Below are 17,008 nucleotides of genomic sequence, written 5' to 3'. Positions count from 1 at the left end.
GCAAGTGACCCCTGCGGGGGATATCTCTCAGGAGACATCTTTAGGGTGGTGTGGTGTTGTACGGCAGGGAGACCGAGGTCGCAGCGATCAACCGGCTGCTGGCCGCGGCGCGCGCGGGCCGGAGCGGCGCGCTCTGCGTCCACGGCGAGGCCGGGGTCGGCAAGTCCGCCCTTCTCGACCACGCGGAGCGGGCCGCGGCGGCGGAGGGGCTGCGGGTGCTGCGGGCCGTGGGCACCGAGACGGAGGCCGAGCTGCCGTTCGCCGGGCTGCATCTGCTGCTGAACGCCTACGACGGCCGTCTCGACGACCGGCTGGACGAGCTCGCGCCGCCGCAGGCGGCCGCGCTGCGCGGCGCGCTCGGCGGGACGCTCGGCAGGGCGCGCGGCGGGGCGTCGCCGGGCGAGGACCGGTTCCTCGTCGGCCTGGCCACGCTGACGCTGCTGTCCGACCTCGCCGAGGACAGGCCGCTCGTCTGTCTCGTCGACGACACCCAGTGGGTCGACCAGGCGTCGGTCGAGGCGCTGGTGTTCGCCGCCCGCCGGCTGCGCTGCGAAGGCGTCGTCCTGGTGTTCGCCATGCGGGACGACCCCGAGGTCCCGCCGATCCGGGGCATCCCGGAGCTGCGCGTCGCCGGCCTCACCGAGCGGGACGCGGCGGCCCTGCTCGCCGACCTCTCCCCGGACCTGCCCGCGCAGGTGCGGGCCCGCGTGCTCGCCGAGGCGAACGGCAACCCGCTGGCGCTGATCGAGCTGCCGCGCTCGGCGGGCGACGAGGTCTGGTCGCCGGTGAGCCCGCTGCCGATCAGTCACCGCGTCCAGCGCGCGTTCGTCAGCCAGATCGAACGGCTTCCGGCGCGCACCCGCAGCCTGCTCACGGTCGCGGCGGCCGACGACTCGGGCGAGATCGGCGTCGTGCTGCGCGCCGCGCGCATGCTGGCGATCCCGGTCGGCGCCATCGAGCCCGCGGAGCGGGCCGGCCTGCTCACGGTGACCGGCGGCGTGCTGCGCTTCCGCCACCCGCTGGTGCGCTCGGCCGCGTACCAGCGCGCGGTCCTGGGCGAACGCAGCGCCGCCCACCAGGCGCTCGCGCGGGCCTGGGACGAGGACCAGGACGCCGACCGCCGGGCCTGGCAGCTGGCCGCCGCCGCCACCGGCCCCGACGACGAGGTGGCCGACCTGCTCGAACGCACCGCGCGGCGGGCGGCCGAACGCAACGGTCACGCCGCCGTGGTCGCCGCGTACGAACGTGCCTCGCAGCTCACCACCGACCCGCGGGAGATGGTCCGCCGGGCCGCCGCGGCCGCGCTCGCCGCGACCGACGCCGGCCAGTTCGCACGGGCGACCGCGCTGACCGAACGAGTCGCCAAATCCGCCGAGGACCCGGCCGACAAGGCCCTGCTGTCGGTCGTCCGCGGCCTGGTGCACTTCGAGTACGGCTCGCCGCGCGAGTCGGGGCGCGCGCTCGTCTACGGGGCCGGGCAGGTCGCCGAGATACAGCCCGGCTGGTCCGGCAAGCTGCTGGTGATCGGAGTGCACAACGCCTGGCACGGCGCCGACGGCCAGGTGGTCGCCGACGGCGTCGCGCGGCTCCGCGAGTTGCGGCTGCCCAAGGACGACCCGATCGTGCCGTACATCGGCGGGCTGGAGGCACTCAACCGCCTGGTGAACGGCGATGTTCCGGGCGCGTATCCGTTGCTGCGCGAGTTCGCCGCCAGGGCCCGCGACGTCGTGCCGGAGACCGACTGGCTGCGGCAGTTCACCGCGCAGCTCCTGCTCATCGCGGGCCAGGACCCCGCGCTCGTCCACGACCTCGCGGCCGCCATGGTCGCCGACTGGCGCGTCACCGGGCAGATCGGGCACCTCACGACAGGTCTCCACCACCTCGCGTACGCGCAGATCCTGCTGGGCCGGCACAAGGTCGCCGCGGTCACCGGGGCCGAGGGGCTGGAACTGGCCACCGACATCGGGCTGCGCCCCATCGCGGCGCATTTCAGCAGCTGGCTCGCCTGGCTCGCCGCCCTCGAAGGGGACGAGGAGCGGTGCCGCGCTCTGGCGACCGAGGGCATCCGGTACGGCGAGGATCACAAGAGCCCGCACAGCGTCCTCAGCGCCCAGTGGGCCCTCGCGCTGCTCGACCTCGGGATGGGACGGCACCGCGCGGCCTTCGACCGGATGTCCGAGCACTGGCGCGGCTGGTCGTTCGTCGCCAGCCGGAGCGTCGCGGACCTCGTCGACGCCGCCGTGCACATCGACGACCTCGACGCCGCCCGGGGGCCGCTGGCCCAGGTCGAGGAGTGGACGGCCGGTTCCGAGGAGGAGTGGGCCGTCGCGATCCTGCTGCGCTGCCGGGCGATGCTCGGCCCCGCGAGCCGCGCCGAGGAGCTCTTCCTGGAGGCCCTGGAGCTGCACCAGAAGAGCGACCAGCCGTACGAGCAGGCCCGGACCTGGCTGGCGTACGGCGAGTGGCTGCGCCGCCGGCGCCGCAAGCACGAGGCCCGGACGCCCCTCCGCAACGCGCTGGAGAGCTTCGAACGCCTGGGCGCCCGGCTGTGGACCGAACGGGCCCGCAACGAGCTGCGCGCCGCCGGAGACCGGACCGCCTCGCGCAAGCCCGAGGCCGAGGCGGCGACGTCCCTCACCCCGCAGGAGCTGCAGGTCGCACGGCTCGCGGCGACCGGCGCGACCAACCGGGACATCGCGGCGCAGTTGCTGATCAGCCCGCGCACGGTCGGCCGGCACCTCTACAACGCGTTCCCGAAGCTCGGCGTCTCGACCCGGGCCGAGCTCGCCCGTCTGGATTTCGACGTCGCGCTCTAGCTCCTCGGCTGGTCGAGGTCAGCGACCATCAGCCGATGGTGCGCCGCCGGTCAGCGCGGTCAGCGAGTCTCTGCGCATCGACGAGAGACACCTGACCGAGGAGCCCGGCATGACGAACACCCCCGACCTGAAGAACACCTCTGACCTGAAGAACACCAACGTGCTGATCTCCGGCGCCAGCATCGGCGGACCCGCCCTCGCCTACTGGCTGGCCCGGTACGGCTTCAACGTGACGATCGTGGAGCTGACCCCGTCGCTGCGGGCCGGCGGCCAGGCGATCGACGTGCGCGGCCCGGCGCTGGAGGTCGCCGAGCGGATGGGCGTGCTGGCCGAGATCCGCGCCGGGCGCGTCGAGATGCGCGGGATGTCGATGGTGGACGCCGAGGGCAAGGAGCTGTTCAGCACCACCGAGCGCACGATCACCGGCGGCGATCTGGACAGCCCGGACGTCGAGATCCTTCGCGACGACCTGTCGTTCGTCATGGCCGCGGCGGCGGAACGGGCCGGGACGGTGGAGTACCTGTTCGGCGACTCGATCACCGCGATCGAGCAGGACGACGACGGTGTCCGCGTCACGTTCAGGAACAGCCCGCAGCGGACGTTCGACCTGGTGGTGGGCGCCGACGGCCTGCACTCCAACACCCGGGGGCTGATGTTCGGCCCGGAAGCGGACTACATCAGATACATGGGGACCTACCTGGCGGTGTGGAGCATCCCCAACTACCTGGAGCTCGACCGCTGGCAGATGTTCCACCAGGTCCCGGGCGGCTCGTGGGGCGGCGGCGTGATGAGCGTCCGCGACAACACCGAATGCCGCGTCTACATGGGCTTCGAGACCGAGACGACGCTGGACTACGACTACCGCGACATCGAGGCGCAGAAGCGGATCCTGGCCGAGCGTCTCGGCGGTGAGGGCTGGGAACTGCCGCGGATGCTGGAGTACATGTGGGAAGCCAAGGACTTCCACTTCGACGCCATGGCGCAGGTCCACATGGACACCTGGTCCAACGGCCGGGTCGTGCTGCTCGGTGACGCCGCCTACTGCGGCTCGCCGCTTTCCGGCCAGGGCACCACGATGGCGATGGTCGCGGCGTACGTCCTGGCGGGGGAGCTGAAGGCCGCCGGCGGCGACCACGTGAAGGCGTTCGCCGCGTACGAGCGGGAGCTGCGCGAGTACGTACGGCGCAACCAGGAACTCGCCTACACCAACAAGGCGAGGGTCGAGGCGCAGGCGGCCGTCGACATGGGCGGCGACGTCGAGCTGGACGAGGCCGTGCCCGACTTCCAGGAGGCGGGCGGCATCATCAACGGCCTCACCCTCAAGGAGTACTGAAACCGGGGTGAAACCGCCGTGAATCCGGCCGCCCGCATGCTCTGCGCATGACTTCGAACCCTTCGCGATCGGCGATCCATGTGGCCGGCCTGCGGAAGTCGTTCGGTGACAAGGTCGTGCTCGACGGCGTCGACTTCGACGTCCCGCGCGGAACGATCTTCTCGCTGCTCGGCCCCAACGGCGCCGGCAAGACCACCGCCGTCCAGATCCTGTCCACGCTGATCGGCTTCGACGGCGGCGAGCTGTGGGTGGCGGGCCACGACGTGGTGGCGAACCCCGACGGCGTCCGCGCCGCGATCGGCGTCACCGGGCAGTACTCGGCGGTCGACAACCTGCTGACGGGCGAGGAGAACCTGCGCCTCATGGCCGACCTCTACCACCTGGACAAGCGGCGGGTGCGGCCGCGGGCCGCGGAGCTGCTCGAACAGTTCGACCTGTTGGATGCGGCGGGGAAGACGGTCGCCACCTATTCGGGCGGTATGCGGCGGCGGCTCGACCTGGCGATGACGCTGATCGGCGACCCGCGGATCATCTTCCTGGACGAGCCGACGACGGGGCTCGACCCGCGCAGCCGCCGGAGCATGTGGGAGATCATCCGGCGGCTCGTCGCGGACGGCGTGACGATCTTCCTGACCACCCAGTATCTGGAGGAGGCCGACCAGCTCGCCGACCGGATCGCGATGCTCGACCACGGCAGGTTCGTCGCCGAGGGCACCGCGGACGAGCTCAAGCGCCTCGTACCGGGCGGGCACGTCCGGCTGCGGTTCGCCGACCTTACCGGGCTCCGGGCGGCCGCGCGCGTCCTCGGCGGGGTGCCCCAGGCCGAGGACGAGCTGACGCTGCAGGTGCCGAGCGACGGCGGCGTGAAGTCGTTGCGGCTCCTGCTCGGCGCGCTCGACGCCGAGTCGATCGAGGTCGTCGACCTGTCGATCCACAAGCCCGATCTCGACGACGTCTTCCTGTCCCTGACCGGCCGGCCCAAGGAGAGCGTGCGATGAGCACCATGAAGTACGCCGCGCGTGACACGTCCACGATGTTGCGCCGGAGCCTCAAGCACATGCTGCGGTACCCGTCGATGACGCTGGTGCTGATCGGCATGCCCGTCATCTTCCTGCTGCTCTTCGTCTACGTGTTCGGGGCGACCTTGGGCGACGGGCTCGGCGCAGGGGGCGGCAGGGCGGCATACGTCAACTACATGACCCCCGGGGTCTTCCTGTTCTCCGTGGTCGGCACGGCGACCGCGACGGCGGTCCTGGTCGCGACGGACGTGACCCAGGGCATCATCGCCCGGTTCCGCACCATGGCGATCTTCCGGCCGGCGATCCTCACCGCGCACGTGATCGGCAGCATGATCCAGACGATGGCCGGCGTCGTGGTGGTCCTCGCCGTCGCCCTGCTGATCGGCTTCCGGCCCGACGCGACGCCGGTCGAGTGGCTGGCGGTGATCGGCGTGCTCCTGCTGTTCGTGTTCGCCATCACCTGGCTCGCGGTCGGGCTCGGGCTGGCGGCCGACAGCCCCGAGACGGCCAGCAACACGCCCATGCCGCTGATGCTCCTGCCGTTCCTCGGCAGCGGCTTCGTCCCCACCGACTCGATGCCGGCGTGGCTGGGCTGGTTCGCCAAGTACCAGCCGTTCACGCCGGTCATCGAGACCGTGCGCGGGTTGCTCCTCGGCACGCCGATCGGGAACAACGCGGTGATCGCGGTGGCCTGGTGCACCGGGATCACGGTGGTGTGCTTCCTCTGGTCGCGCAGCCAGTTCAACCGCGAGCCGAAACGCTAGGGCGCGGCCGATGCGGGCGGGCTTCGATCGCCGTCAGGGCGACGGCGCGCAGTTCGTCGCGTCCGAGACCGGCGTACGCCGACACCGCGTCGGCGTACGCCGGTCCGTCCGCCTCCTCGGCGGCGCGGCGGGCGCGCGCGGACGACATGGTCGGATGGAAGCGCCGCAGATACCCGAACCGTTCGGCCAGCGCGACGAGCCGGACGCCGGAACGCGCCGCGGCCGCGTCGCCCTCGCGCGCCCCGCGGTCGAGGTCCACCATCGCGAGCGCCAGCAGGCCCGCGCCCCAGATCGGAAACTGGACGAGGTACGACGGGGCGTTCGGCAGGGGGTCGGCGATGAGCGCGGCCACGCGCGACGGCAGGTCCGCGACGATTCCCGCGATGAGGTCGAGCCGCCGGTGCTGGGCGTGCGCGATCACGGCGGCGGCGAGGGTCTCCATGCTCCACGGTTCCCGGCCGGCCTGCGCGGTCTGGTAGAGCGGCTCCAGGCTGCGCTCCCACTCCTCGACGGCCGTCCGCCACAGGCGCAGGCCCGCCTCGACGTCGCCGCGCATGAGCTTGATCTCGGCTCGCAGGCTGAGCATGGCCGGAAGGACGCCGAAGTCCTCCTCCGAATCGTGCGTCACCGCGTCCAGCCGGCGTTCCGCCTCGTCGACATCGCCGTACAGCAGGTCGGTCTGCACCAGCCCGAGGCCCAAGCCGTCCACGTCGGGCTCGGGACGCACCCTCGTCGCCGCCTCCAGCGCCGCGCGCACGTGATTCCTGGCCTGTTCGCCCCGTTCGACCTGGGCCGACAGCTCGGCGAGCCGGGAATGGCACTGCAACTGCATCCACGGGTGCGCGGCCCGCTCGGACGCCGCCAGCGCCCGGTAGGCGGCCTTCAGCGCTCGCTCAACGTCGATCTCGTGTTCCGAGACGAAGCTCGCCCAGAGGTTGGCGACACCGGCCAGCAGGGGCTCGTCGCTTTCGCAGAGCTCGGCCAGGGCGCGGTGGCCCGGCATGCCGGGGGCGGTGGTCAGCACGACCGTGAGGGCGCCGACCAGGGTGTCCGGTGACGCGGGCGGCAGCCGCCGCCGCAACGCGGCCAGCGAGCGCAGCTCGTGCGGGCCCTGCATGAACGCGCTCACCGCGCAGATCGTCAACGCGGTACGGGTGACGTCGACCAGGCCTGGCTCGGGCCGGTAGGACGCGAGCACCCGGGCGCTTCTCCCGGCGAGCTCGGCCAGCCGGGTGTACTTCGACTCGACCAGCCACATCCCGCCGAGAACGGCGAACGCCGCCGCGACGGTGGCGCCGTCGGACCGTTCGAAGCCGTGCCGCAGCGCCTGCAGGAGATTGTCCTGCTCGGCGCGGAGACGTTCGACGGAGGCCTCCGTCACGGTCGCTTCGAAGGCCACCTCATGCTCGGCCGCGCCGAAGTCGCGGGCCCAGCCGAGGAAGCCCTCCAGCGCGCGGCCGGTGTCCCCGGCGGCGTCCCGCCGCTCCGCGCTGAACTCCCGGACGGTCTCCAGCATCCGGAACCGGGTGCCCGCCAGCGTCTCGGTGACCTTGAGCAACGACTGGTCGACCAGGTGCTCCAGTACGTCGAAGACACCGTCCCCGAGGAACCGTCGCGCCGCGTCCGCCGTGAAGCCGTCCGGGAAGATCGACAGGACCCGCATCGCGACCTGCTCGTCCGGGGTGAGGAGGTTCCAGCTCCAGTCGACGACGGCATGCAGGGTGTGGTGCCGCTCCGGCGCGTCCCGCGCACCACCCCGCAGGAGGGCGAAACGGTCGGCCAGGCGGCGGGATATCTCGGCGACCGACATGACGCGGACGCGCACGGCGGCCAGCTCCACCGCGAGCGGCAGCCCGTCCAGATGCCGGCACACCTCCGTCACGTCCGCGCCGGGCAGGTCGGCATCGGGACGTACCGCTCGCGCTCGCTGTTCGAAGAGCTCGACGGCCGTGGGGAGGCTCAGCTCCGGCAGCGGGTGGACCGATTCCGACGACAGGCCCAGGGGAGCGCGGCTGGTCGTGAGGATCTGGAGGTTGCGCGACATCGACACCAGCGCGTGGACGAGGTCGGCGACGCCGCCGATGACCTGCTCGCAGTTGTCCAGGACGAGGAGCACGGAGCCGGGACCGAGCGCGCGCAGGATGCCGGCGAGGGCCTCCGTCGTCGCCGGCCCCGGCAGGCTCCAGGAGTCACCGACGCCGAGGGCCGACGCGACCTCTCCGGCCACGTCGGCATCCGTCCTGACGCCGGCGAGCGGAACGAAGTGCACGATCCGCTGCTCGGCCTCGCGGCTCACGGCGTGCGCCAGGCGGGTCTTGCCGAGGCCGCCGGCTCCGACGATCGAGGTGACCCGGGAGGTCCGCAGGAGCCTCGCGACCGCGGCGATGTCGCCGGCGCGGCCGAGCAGCGGGTTCGGCTCGTGCCGGACGCCGTGCCGGACCGGTGGTGACTCCGCCTCCAGCAACCTCCGATGCACTTCCCGGAGTTCGGATCCGGGGTCGGCGCCGAGCTCGTCGCGCAGGTCACGCCGGTAGGCCTCATACCTCTCCAGCGCCGCGGACGGCCCGGCGGCCGCCGCCTCGCACCGCAGCAGCTCGGCCAGCACCTCCTCGTCGCGCGGATGGTCGCGGAGCAGCTCGGCCAGCGGCCCCACCGCCTCCGCGCGCCGTCCCACCCGGCCCAATGAGAGCGCGTGTACCCGCGCCAGCGATCGCCGCGCGGGCTCCCGCTCCGCGCGCAACGCGGACACGGGATCGTCGGAAGAGGCGTCCTCAGCGGCCCCTTCCCACAGCGCGAGCCCCTCTTCGGCGCACCTCAGCGCCCCTTCGTGGTCGCCGGCACCGGCGAGCCGTACGGCCGAGGCGGAGAAGACCAGCGCCGCGGACGCGTCGACACGCTCTTCGTCGAGCGTCAGCCGATAGCCGGTCGGGGTGCTCTCGATGAGATCGGCGCCCAGCTGCGCCCGCGCCCGCGACACGATGATCTGGAGGGCCTTGTGCGGGTTCTCGGGCTGCCTGCCTGGCCAGAGCCCCTCGACGAGCCGGGCGGCGCTCCGGCCCGTACGCGGCTCACCGGCAAGGAGGGCCAGCAGGTCGCGCACCCGCGGGCTTGTGATCTCCCGCCCGCGGCAGACCACCCGCGTCAGCACCCGCAGCTCGATGGTCACCGGCCCAGATTAACCGGAACCTGCGGAACAAAGTATTCCGTTCTGGGGGCGGTGAGATCATCGTGGCCGGTGGTGCATGCCGGCCGACGAGGGAGAAGATCGTCATGGTCCTGGTCATCGGGGCCGGCGACCTCGCGCGAGCTCCAGCGATCAGGTCAGCGGGGACGTGGTGACCGGCTGCTTGAGGGCGCCGCCCTGCGTCCACTTGGCGAAGGACATCTGCCAGTAGCCCCAGCCGTTCCACCACTCCAGGGAACGGGCCGTGCCGGTGATCGTGACGATGTCGCCGCGGTAGGCCCAGTTGTAGAACCACTGCGCGTCGTCGCCCGGTGAACGCACGCAGCCGTGGCTGCAGTTCTGCCTGCCCAGGCAGTACGGCTGGGACGTGCCCTCGTGGATGTACTCGCCGCTGTTGGAGATGCGGGTCGCCCACGGGATCTGCTCGTCGTAGTAGCCGGGGTCGCCCTTCTTCTTGCCGGGCGAGATCATGCGCTCCATGCGGCTGCGGTCCATGGTCAGATGGACCCCGCTCGTGGTGAGCAGCCGGTCGACCCCGTTCACGACCTCGCCGCCGGAACCGAGGCTGACGCCCCAGCTCCGGACCGTGCGGCCGTTCTTCTTGGCCACCAGCCGGTGCGTCTTGGAGTTGATCGTGACGGTGTGCGAGTCGCCGACGCGGAACTTGCGCGTGACGTCCTTGTCGCCGAACACGTTGTCGCCGATCTTGAGGCCGGCGTAGTGCACGGTGACGGCGACCTTCTGGCGCGGCTTCCAGGGCTGGCGGGGCCGGAAGACGAGGGAGGGCAGGCCGTTGAACGACTCACCGGAGGACAGCCAGCGCCAGGCGCCCTCGGTGGGGGTGGTCGAGGAGATCTCCACCGCGCGCTCCACCGCCGCGCGGGCCTTCTCCGGCACCGGCTTGGTGAACTGGATGAAGATCGGCATCCCGGTGCCGACCGTCTCGTTCGCGCTCGGGACCACGTTGTTGATCCTGGTGGCCGCGGTCTCCTTGGTCGTGCGGAACGCGGCGGTGGCCGTGGTCGTCTTGCCCTTGGGCGAGGCCGCGGTCGCCGAGACCTGGTAGCGGCCGCCGGGGACGAGCGTCCACGTCGAGCGCCAGCTGGTCTTGTCGGGCGACAGCTTCCCCGGCACGTCGACGCCCTTGAGCTTCACGGCGACCTGGCTGAGCGTGCCGCCCGCGGCCGTGATCGCGACGCCGGCGTCCGGCCGGGCCTTGCCGTTCCCGTGGGCGGGGGTGATGGTCAGCTTGGGCGCGCCGTCCTCGCCGCCCTTGCTGGTCGACTTGGCGCCGCCATCGCCGCCGCCACCGCCGCAGGCCGCCGTCGCGAACCCCACGACGAGCGCCATCACCAAGGCTCTACCGCGCACCCGATTCCCCCTCGCTTCCACCTCAATCCTGATCATGTGATGCGGACGGGAGGGGAAATGTTTGTCACAATCAGGTAACAGTCGACGTTAGGGGGTTTGTCGTTCTTGTTCGGGTGACGCCGTGGCCACGGGGGGTGCTGATGCGGGAGCGTGCGCGGGGACCGCTGGGGTTCGTGGCGGCACCGGACTGAGACGCTGGTATGGCGTGCCGAGCGTCGGTCTCGCGTCCTCGTCACCTCGGTTGGGCCAGAACGACATCGCGCGTTCCGCCTGGGCGGTGATGGTGAGCGAGGGATTGACGCCCAGGTTGGCCGTGACCGCCGAGCCGTCCACGATGTGCAGGCCGGGATGGCCGTAGACGCGGTGGTACGGGTCGATGACGCCTGTCTCGGGCGAGTCCCCGATGACGCAGCCGCCGAGGAAGTGGGCGGTGGTCGGAATGTTGAAGAGGTCGAACCACGTGCCGCCCGGCTGCGCGTCCAGTTCCTCGCCCAGCATCCGTACCGCGTCGTGGGCGATGGGGATCCAGGTGGGGTTGGGCTCGCCGATGCCGTACTGCGCGGTGAGCCGGCGGCGCCTGAGCAGCCCGCGCCTCTTCTGGGTGACGGTGATGGAGTTGTCGGCCGTCTGCATGACCAGCGCGATGATCGTTCGCTTGGACCAGTCGCGGATCGAGAGCGCGCGCAGGATGAGTCCCGGCCTGCGGAGCGCCTCGCCGAGGAACTTCGCCCAGCGCGGGGCACGGCCGCCGCCGTCGATGAGCAGGGTTCGGATGAGGCCCATCAGGTTGTCGCCGGGGCCGTAGCGCGTCGGCTCGATGTGGGTCTTCTCGTCCGGATGGAAGGACGAGGTGATGGCCAGCCCCGAGCTGTGGTCGACGTCGCCCTTGCGATGCCAGCCGGTCATCCGTTCCACGCCGAGCAGGGCCTCGGAGTTGGTGCGTGTCAGCTCGCCCAGGCGGGACGAGAGGTTGGGCAGGCGGCCGCTCGCACGCATGCGGTGAAGGAGTTGCTGCGTGCCGTACGTCCCGGCGGCCAAGACCACGTGTTCGGCGGTCAGCCTGCGGGGCCTGCGCAGCGGGATGGCCTGCGTCCGTATGGTCTCGACCTCGTACCCGTCGCCTTCACGTGGTGTGATCCCGGTGACCGTGGTGTCGGGGAGGACCTGCACACCGGCCTGTTCGGCGAGGTAGAGGTAGTTCTTGACGAGGGTGTTCTTGGCGCCCACCTTGCAGCCGACCATGCAGGCGCCGCAGGCCGTGCAGGCGCTCCGGCGCGGCCCGGCACCGCCGAAGTACGGGTCCTCGGTCTCCTCTCCAGGGGCTGTCCTGTCATCGCCGAAGAAGACGCCTACCGGGGTCACGTGCCAGGTGTCGCCCACACCCATGCGCTTGGCGACCTTCTCCATCGCCTCGTCCGCCGGTGTCACGAGCGGGTTGAGCGTCACGCCCAACATGCGCTTGGCCCGGCCGTAGAAGGGTGCGAGCTCCGCCTGCCAATCGGTGATGTGCCCCCACTGCCGGTCCGTGTAGAACGGGCGGAGCGGCTCGTAGAGCGTGTTGGCGTACACCAGGGAACCGCCGCCGACGCCTGCCCCGGCCAGCACGAGCACGCCCGCCTTGCCGCCCACCAGGTGCATGCGCTGGATCCCGCGCAGGCCCAGGCGCGGCGCCCACAGATAGCGGCGCAGCCGCCAGGACGTCTTGGGCAGGCTGCTCTCGTCGAACCGGCGGCCGGCTTCGAGCACCGCGACCCGGTAACCCTTCTCGGCCAGGCGCAGCGCCGCCACGCTGCCGCCGAACCCCGAGCCGACCACGATCACGTCGAAGTCGTACGAACGCCCCTCTGCCATGCCACACCTCCACGCATGCCCTTGGAGAGGGCCCCTACGATCGGGTGTTCCGGGACTGAGGCGCTATTGAGTTGGCTTGATAGTTTTCGCCGGTTTTATCACTCAGGTGACAATCGAGCCGGGGCGCATCATGCGGCAGACGGCGTAGGCGGTCGCGGTGAGGTCGGCTCCGGCCTCCCGCAGGGCGGTGCCGAGGTCGCGCGGGCCGGGGCCGATGGAGAGCACGGCGGTGGCGCCGCGTTCGTACAGCCGCTGCGCGTCCGGGGTGAGGGTGCCGCCCAGGACGACGCAGGGCACCCCGGCCTCGGCGCACGCGTCCACCACGGCGCGGATGGTCTTGCCCGCGTCGGTGCTCGCGTCGACCTTGCCTTCGGCCGTGAGACAGAGGTCGGCCCCGGCGAGGAGATCGTCGAACCGGGTCAGCTCCCGGATCAGCCCCGCGCCCGGCACCATCCGCGCGCCGAGCGACAGCAGGGCCGCGCCGAGTCCGCCCGCCGCGCCGCCGCCGGGCGCCGCGTCCGCGCCGTCGCCGGTTCCCGAGCCGACGCCCAGGAGCGGGGCGAGGCGGCGCAGGCCGTCGTCCAGCACCTCGACCATGTCCGGGTCGGCGCCCTTCTGCGGGCCGAAGACCCGGGCGGCGCCCTGCGGCCCGTACAGCGGGCTCACCACGTCGGCGGCGACGACCAGCTCGACGCCCTTCAGCCGTTCGCGGGCCGGCGCGAGATCGACGGAGTGAACGTGGGCCAGATCGGCTCCGCTCCCCGGCAGTCTCCGTCCCCCGGCGTCCAGGATCTCGGCGCCGAGGGACGCGAGGAGGCCGGTCCCGCCGTCCATGGTGGCCGTGCCCCCGAGAAAGACGACGACGCGCCGCGCGCCCCCTTCGGCGGCGGCCAGGAGCGGGGCGGCGAGGCCCGCGCTGGACGCGCGCATCGGGTCGCGCTCGCCCTCGGCCAGCGCCCCCCAGCCGACCGCCTCGGCCGCCTCGACGATCGCGGTGCCGTCGTCGAGGCGGCCGACCTTGGCCCGCCAGGGACGCCCGAACGCGTCCACGGCGTCCACGTCGAGGACCGTGCCGCCGCGCGCCTCCTGCACGGTGCCGCGCGAACCCTCGCCGCCGTCGGCGAGCGGGTGCTCGACGGGCTCGCCGCCGGCGGCGCGGACCCCGGCGGCGAGGGCGGCGGCGGTCGCGGCGGCGTCGAGCGAGCCGCGCAGCTTGTCAGGAGCGCAGATGACGCGCACAGTCGATGTTCCCTTCGGTTAGACGGTCATCCAGCCGAGGACCGGCGTGGACTGGAGATAGATGAAGACCGCGAACGCCGCGGTGAGGCCGAGGCTCCAGCCGATCACCCGGCGGAAGATCGTGCTCTCGCTGCCGGACATGCCGATCGCCGCGGCGGCGACGGCCAGGTTCTGCGGCGAGATCATCTTGCCGAGCACGCCGCCGGTGGAGTTGGCGGCGGCGAGCAGGACGGGATCGAGGCCGGTCTCCTTGGCCGCCGTCACCTGGAGTACCCCGAACAGCGAGTTCGCCGAGGTGTCCGAGCCGGTCACCGCGACCCCGAGCCAGCCGACGATCGGCGAGAGCAGGGCGAACGCCTCGCCGGACTGGGCGAGCGCGGTGCCGAGCGTGGCGGTCTGGCCGGACAGGTTCATGACCCAGGCCAGCGCGAGCACCGACATGACGGTGACGACGGTCCAGCGAAGCTGGTGCAGGGTGGCGCCGTACGCGCGAACCGCCCGGCCCGGGCCGACGCGGTAGAGCGCCATCGTGATCAGGCCCGCGACCAGCAGAATCGTGCCCGCCGCCTTGAGGTGCTCCAGCTTGAACGTCATCGCGCTCGCGGGCTTGCCCGAGGGCGACACCACGTCGAGTCCGGGCCAGGTGAACTGGTAGACCCCGTTCGTCGCCAGCCAGTCCTTGATCGGGCCGAGCTGGGTGAACGAGAAGAGCACCACGATGACGAGGTACGGGGCGAACGCCATGAGCGCGCTGCCCTCGCCGGTCTCCCGGCGCCGCATCTCGGCGTCGAACGTCTTGCTTTCGGCCTCGTCCTCCACCGATCCGCCGCCGACCGTGGCGACCTGCGTGCCCTGGTGTACCTCTCCCGGCGTCCAGACACGCAGGAAGCCCAGCACCGCCACGACCGCGACGACACCGGCGATGATGTCGGTGACCTCGACGCTGACGTAGTTGGCGGCGAAGAACTGGCCGACCGCGAACGCGAGACCGGCCACGACGGCGACCGGCCACGTCTGCTTGACGCCGCGCTTGCCGTCCACCAGGAAGACCAGGACGAGCGGGATGAACGCGGCGATCACCGGCGTCTGGCGGCCCGCCATCGCGCCGAGGTCGTCCAGCGGCAGCCCGGTCACGCCCGCCATCGTGGTCAGCGGGACGCCCATGCTGCCGAACGCGACCGGCGCGGTGTTGGCGACCAGCGCCACGGTCGCCGCCTTGATCGGGTCGATCCCGACCGCGATCAGCATGACCGCGGTGATCGCCACCGGCGTGCCGAAGCCCGCCAGTGCCTCGATCAGCGCGCCGAAACAGAACGCGATGAGGATGGCCTGGATGCGCTGGTCGGGGGAGACGGTGCGGATCGACCGCCGCAGCACGCCGAACCATCCGGTGACCTCGGTGAGCCGGTAGATCCACAGCGCGTTCACCAGGATCCACAGGATCGGGAACAGGCCGTAGAAGCCGCCTTCGGCCGCACTGGACATTCCCTGCGACAGCGGCATCTCCCAGACGCCCACGGCCATGGCGATGGCCAGCACGAGCGAGGTGATCGCGGCGATATGGGCCTTGACCCGGAAGACGCCGAGGAGCACGAACAAGGTGAGCAGTGGCACCGCCGCGCAGAGCGCGGAGAGTGCCAGCGACCCGGCGAGCGGGTCGAGGACTTGGCGGTACACGAATCCTCCTGGAGGTGGGAGCCCGCTTGGCGCGTTCCAGAACGAGGTTCGTATACTTGTAAGACAAGTACGCACGACAGTCAAGGATGCGCGTGGAATAATCCTCCGGCAGGGGGTGCCATGGGCGTGAGATTGCAGGCGAGATCGCTCGTCGACGCGCTGGTCGGGGAGCTTCGCGAACGCATGCTCGACGGCCGGCTGCCCGGCGGCACCGTGCTGACCGAGACCGAGGTCGCCGGGGAGTACGAGGTGGCCCGGCCCACCGCCAAGGCCGCCATCGAACGGCTCGTCAGCGAGGGGCTGCTCCGCCGTGGCGCGCACAGGAGCGCGCGGGTCCCGGTCTTCGACGCGGCCGATGTCGCCGACCTCTACTTCTCTCGGACGCTCCTCGAACGCCAGGTCATGCGCGAGCTCGCGCAACAGAAGCTGGTGCCGGCGGCCGCTCTGCAGGCCCAGGCCGAGATCCGCGTGCTGGGCGAGCCCGGCGGGTCGAGCACCGCGATCGTCGAGCCCGACGTCCGGTTCCACCGATCACTCGTGGCCGCCCTCGGCAGTCCCCGGCTGAGCCGCGTGCACGACTCGATCATGGCCGAGATGCGGCTCTGCATGGCGCAGGTGCAGGCGTACGAGCTGCTCCGCATCACCGAGATCGCCGACGAGCACCAGGCCGTCCTCGACGCCATCGCCGCCGGCGCGCCCGGCCGCGCCGACGAGGCCCTCGCGTTCCATCTCACGAGGGCCCGCCACCAACTGCTCGCCAAGCTCACCTGAAGCCCAGCCGATCGGGAGATCCATGCGCGTCGCCCTGCACACCCGCCTGCGCCCCGGCAAGGAGGCCGAGTACGAGGCCGCCCACCGCGAGGTGCCGCCCGAGCTGACCGCGGCCATCCGCGCCGCCGGCGCCCGCGAATGGACGATCTGGCGCAGCGGCCTCGATCTCTTCCACGTGATCGACTGCGAGGACTACGCCACGCTGCTCGCCGAGGTCGGCCGTCTGGAGATCAACACCGTCTGGCAGGCCCGCATGGGCGAGCTGCTGGACGTCAAGCACGACTACTCGGCCGAGGGCGGAGACCAGACACTGCCCGTCGTCTGGCAGCTCTGACGTCGGGCGGCTCTTGAGGCCGGGTTCTCGTCAGGAGAGCTCGGTCTCCAGCTTCGCCAGCTGGGCCTCGTAGATGCCGCGCAGCCCGCCGGGGGCGAAGCGGCGCTCGAAGAAGCCGCCGACGCCGCCCGCGCCGTCCCAGGTCGTCGTGACCTGGACGCGTGAGCCCGTGCCCTCCGGCACCACGGTCCAGGTGGTGACCATGGTGGAGTTGGCGTCGCGTTCGACCAGGCTGTGCTCTCCCGGGACGCTGGCGGAGATCAGGCAGTCGCGCACGCGCTTGCTGGTCGCGGCCAGCTTCCAGTGCACCACCGTGCCCTCGCCCTGCCCGCCCTCCCGCACCTCGTACTCGCTGAAGTGCTCGGTGAGGATCCTGCTCCGGACGCCCGTGTAGTCGCCGAGCGCGGCGACCACCTTCGCGGGGCCTGCGGTGAGCGTCTTCTCTGCGGTGGCGGTGACCTGTCCCATGACGCCATCCTCTCGCACCCGTGCCGCTGTCAGCGCGCGATCAGAGATCGTCAGCGGATTGTGCGATGAGTGTCAGGGGGTCCGCCGAGTCTGCATTGCATGGACGCATCGGTGGTGATCGGACGGCTGGCGCTGCGGCTGGGCCTGGGTGCCTGGTCGGTCAAGCTCTGGTGGGACCTGC

The 17,008-nt window shown here is 71.8% G+C and carries 12 protein-coding genes; 6 read left to right on the top strand and 6 right to left on the bottom strand.

All coding sequences use genetic code 11. The features are described 5' to 3' along the window. Window positions 1-53 precede the first annotated feature (53 nt). From ACGFNU_RS01225 to ACGFNU_RS01210, 4 genes are all read left to right on the top strand, one after another. Entirely contained in the window at window positions 54-2,816 is a 2,763-nt protein-coding gene (locus tag ACGFNU_RS01225) for an ATP-binding protein (RefSeq protein ID WP_392589212.1), read from the top strand. Window positions 2,817-2,925: 109 nt separating this feature from the next. Next, complete coding sequence (locus ACGFNU_RS01220; RefSeq protein WP_392589211.1) at window positions 2,926-4,149, top strand: FAD-dependent monooxygenase; 1,224 nt, start codon at window positions 2,926-2,928, stop codon at window positions 4,147-4,149. A gap of 47 nt (window positions 4,150-4,196) precedes the next feature. Then, window positions 4,197-5,147, top strand: a complete 951-nt coding sequence (locus tag ACGFNU_RS01215) for an ATP-binding cassette domain-containing protein (protein WP_392589210.1) — start codon at window positions 4,197-4,199, stop codon at window positions 5,145-5,147. Continuing rightward, on the top strand, window positions 5,144-5,932 hold the full coding sequence (locus tag ACGFNU_RS01210) for an ABC transporter permease (protein ID WP_392589209.1): 789 nt from the start codon (window positions 5,144-5,146) through the stop codon (window positions 5,930-5,932). The genes ACGFNU_RS01215 and ACGFNU_RS01210 overlap by 4 nt, the downstream gene beginning before the upstream one ends. Here ACGFNU_RS01210 and ACGFNU_RS01205 read toward each other — a convergent pair. The 5 genes from ACGFNU_RS01205 to ACGFNU_RS01185 all read right to left on the bottom strand — a co-directional run bounded on the left by ACGFNU_RS01205 (window position 5,910) and on the right by ACGFNU_RS01185 (window position 15,254). Beyond that, entirely contained in the window at window positions 5,910-9,098 is a 3,189-nt protein-coding gene (locus tag ACGFNU_RS01205; protein ID WP_392589208.1) for a BTAD domain-containing putative transcriptional regulator, read from the bottom strand. The genes ACGFNU_RS01210 and ACGFNU_RS01205 overlap by 23 nt on opposite strands. Before the next feature lie 150 nt (window positions 9,099-9,248). Next, complete coding sequence (locus tag ACGFNU_RS01200) at window positions 9,249-10,466, bottom strand: Ig-like domain-containing protein (protein ID WP_392589207.1); 1,218 nt, start codon at window positions 10,464-10,466, stop codon at window positions 9,249-9,251. Between the two features lie 108 nt (window positions 10,467-10,574). After that, window positions 10,575-12,338, bottom strand: a complete 1,764-nt coding sequence (locus tag ACGFNU_RS01195) for an FAD-dependent oxidoreductase (protein WP_392589206.1) — start codon at window positions 12,336-12,338, stop codon at window positions 10,575-10,577. 102 nt (window positions 12,339-12,440) lie between these two features. After that, window positions 12,441-13,577: a glycerate kinase gene (locus ACGFNU_RS01190; protein ID WP_392589205.1), complete on the bottom strand. Its 1,137-nt coding sequence runs from the start codon at window positions 13,575-13,577 to the stop codon at window positions 12,441-12,443. Between the two features lie 18 nt (window positions 13,578-13,595). Next, on the bottom strand, window positions 13,596-15,254 hold the full coding sequence (locus ACGFNU_RS01185; RefSeq protein WP_392589204.1) for an L-lactate permease: 1,659 nt from the start codon (window positions 15,252-15,254) through the stop codon (window positions 13,596-13,598). A 120-nt stretch (window positions 15,255-15,374) separates the two neighbouring features. Between ACGFNU_RS01185 and ACGFNU_RS01180 the strand changes: the two genes are divergently transcribed. Both ACGFNU_RS01180 and ACGFNU_RS01175 read left to right on the top strand, forming a co-directional pair. Beyond that, on the top strand, window positions 15,375-16,025 hold the full coding sequence (locus ACGFNU_RS01180; protein ID WP_392589203.1) for a GntR family transcriptional regulator: 651 nt from the start codon (window positions 15,375-15,377) through the stop codon (window positions 16,023-16,025). A gap of 22 nt (window positions 16,026-16,047) precedes the next feature. Further along, window positions 16,048-16,359: an L-rhamnose mutarotase gene (locus ACGFNU_RS01175; protein ID WP_392589202.1), complete on the top strand. Its 312-nt coding sequence runs from the start codon at window positions 16,048-16,050 to the stop codon at window positions 16,357-16,359. Window positions 16,360-16,389: 30 nt separating this feature from the next. Here the strand turns inward: ACGFNU_RS01175 and ACGFNU_RS01170 are convergent, their stop codons facing one another. Continuing rightward, entirely contained in the window at window positions 16,390-16,827 is a 438-nt protein-coding gene (locus ACGFNU_RS01170; RefSeq protein ID WP_392589201.1) for an SRPBCC family protein, read from the bottom strand. Window positions 16,828-17,008: the final 181 nt, after the last annotated feature.

This window comes from Spirillospora sp. NPDC048911, from assembly GCF_043198015.1.
Lineage (GTDB): Bacteria > Actinomycetota > Actinomycetes > Streptosporangiales > Streptosporangiaceae > Spirillospora.
Note: the sequence above shows the minus strand (reverse complement) of the source record. Positions and strands in the feature narration are given on the sequence as shown.

Bases quoted from the DNA above. Each gene is read 5' to 3' on its own strand.
- ACGFNU_RS01215 (WP_392589210.1), top strand. From the start codon at position 4,197: ATGACTTCGAACCCTTCGCGATCGGCGATCCATGTGGCCGGCCTGCGG.
- ACGFNU_RS01195 (WP_392589206.1), bottom strand. From the start codon at position 12,338: ATGGCAGAGGGGCGTTCGTACGACTTCGACGTGATCGTGGTCGGCTCG.
- ACGFNU_RS01200 (WP_392589207.1), bottom strand. From the start codon at position 10,466: ATGGCGCTCGTCGTGGGGTTCGCGACGGCGGCCTGCGGCGGTGGCGGC.
- ACGFNU_RS01210 (WP_392589209.1), top strand. From the start codon at position 5,144: ATGAGCACCATGAAGTACGCCGCGCGTGACACGTCCACGATGTTGCGC.
- ACGFNU_RS01180 (WP_392589203.1), top strand. From the start codon at position 15,375: ATGGGCGTGAGATTGCAGGCGAGATCGCTCGTCGACGCGCTGGTCGGG.
- ACGFNU_RS01170 (WP_392589201.1), bottom strand. From the start codon at position 16,827: ATGGGACAGGTCACCGCCACCGCAGAGAAGACGCTCACCGCAGGCCCC.
- ACGFNU_RS01220 (WP_392589211.1), top strand. From the start codon at position 2,926: ATGACGAACACCCCCGACCTGAAGAACACCTCTGACCTGAAGAACACC.
- ACGFNU_RS01175 (WP_392589202.1), top strand. From the start codon at position 16,048: ATGCGCGTCGCCCTGCACACCCGCCTGCGCCCCGGCAAGGAGGCCGAG.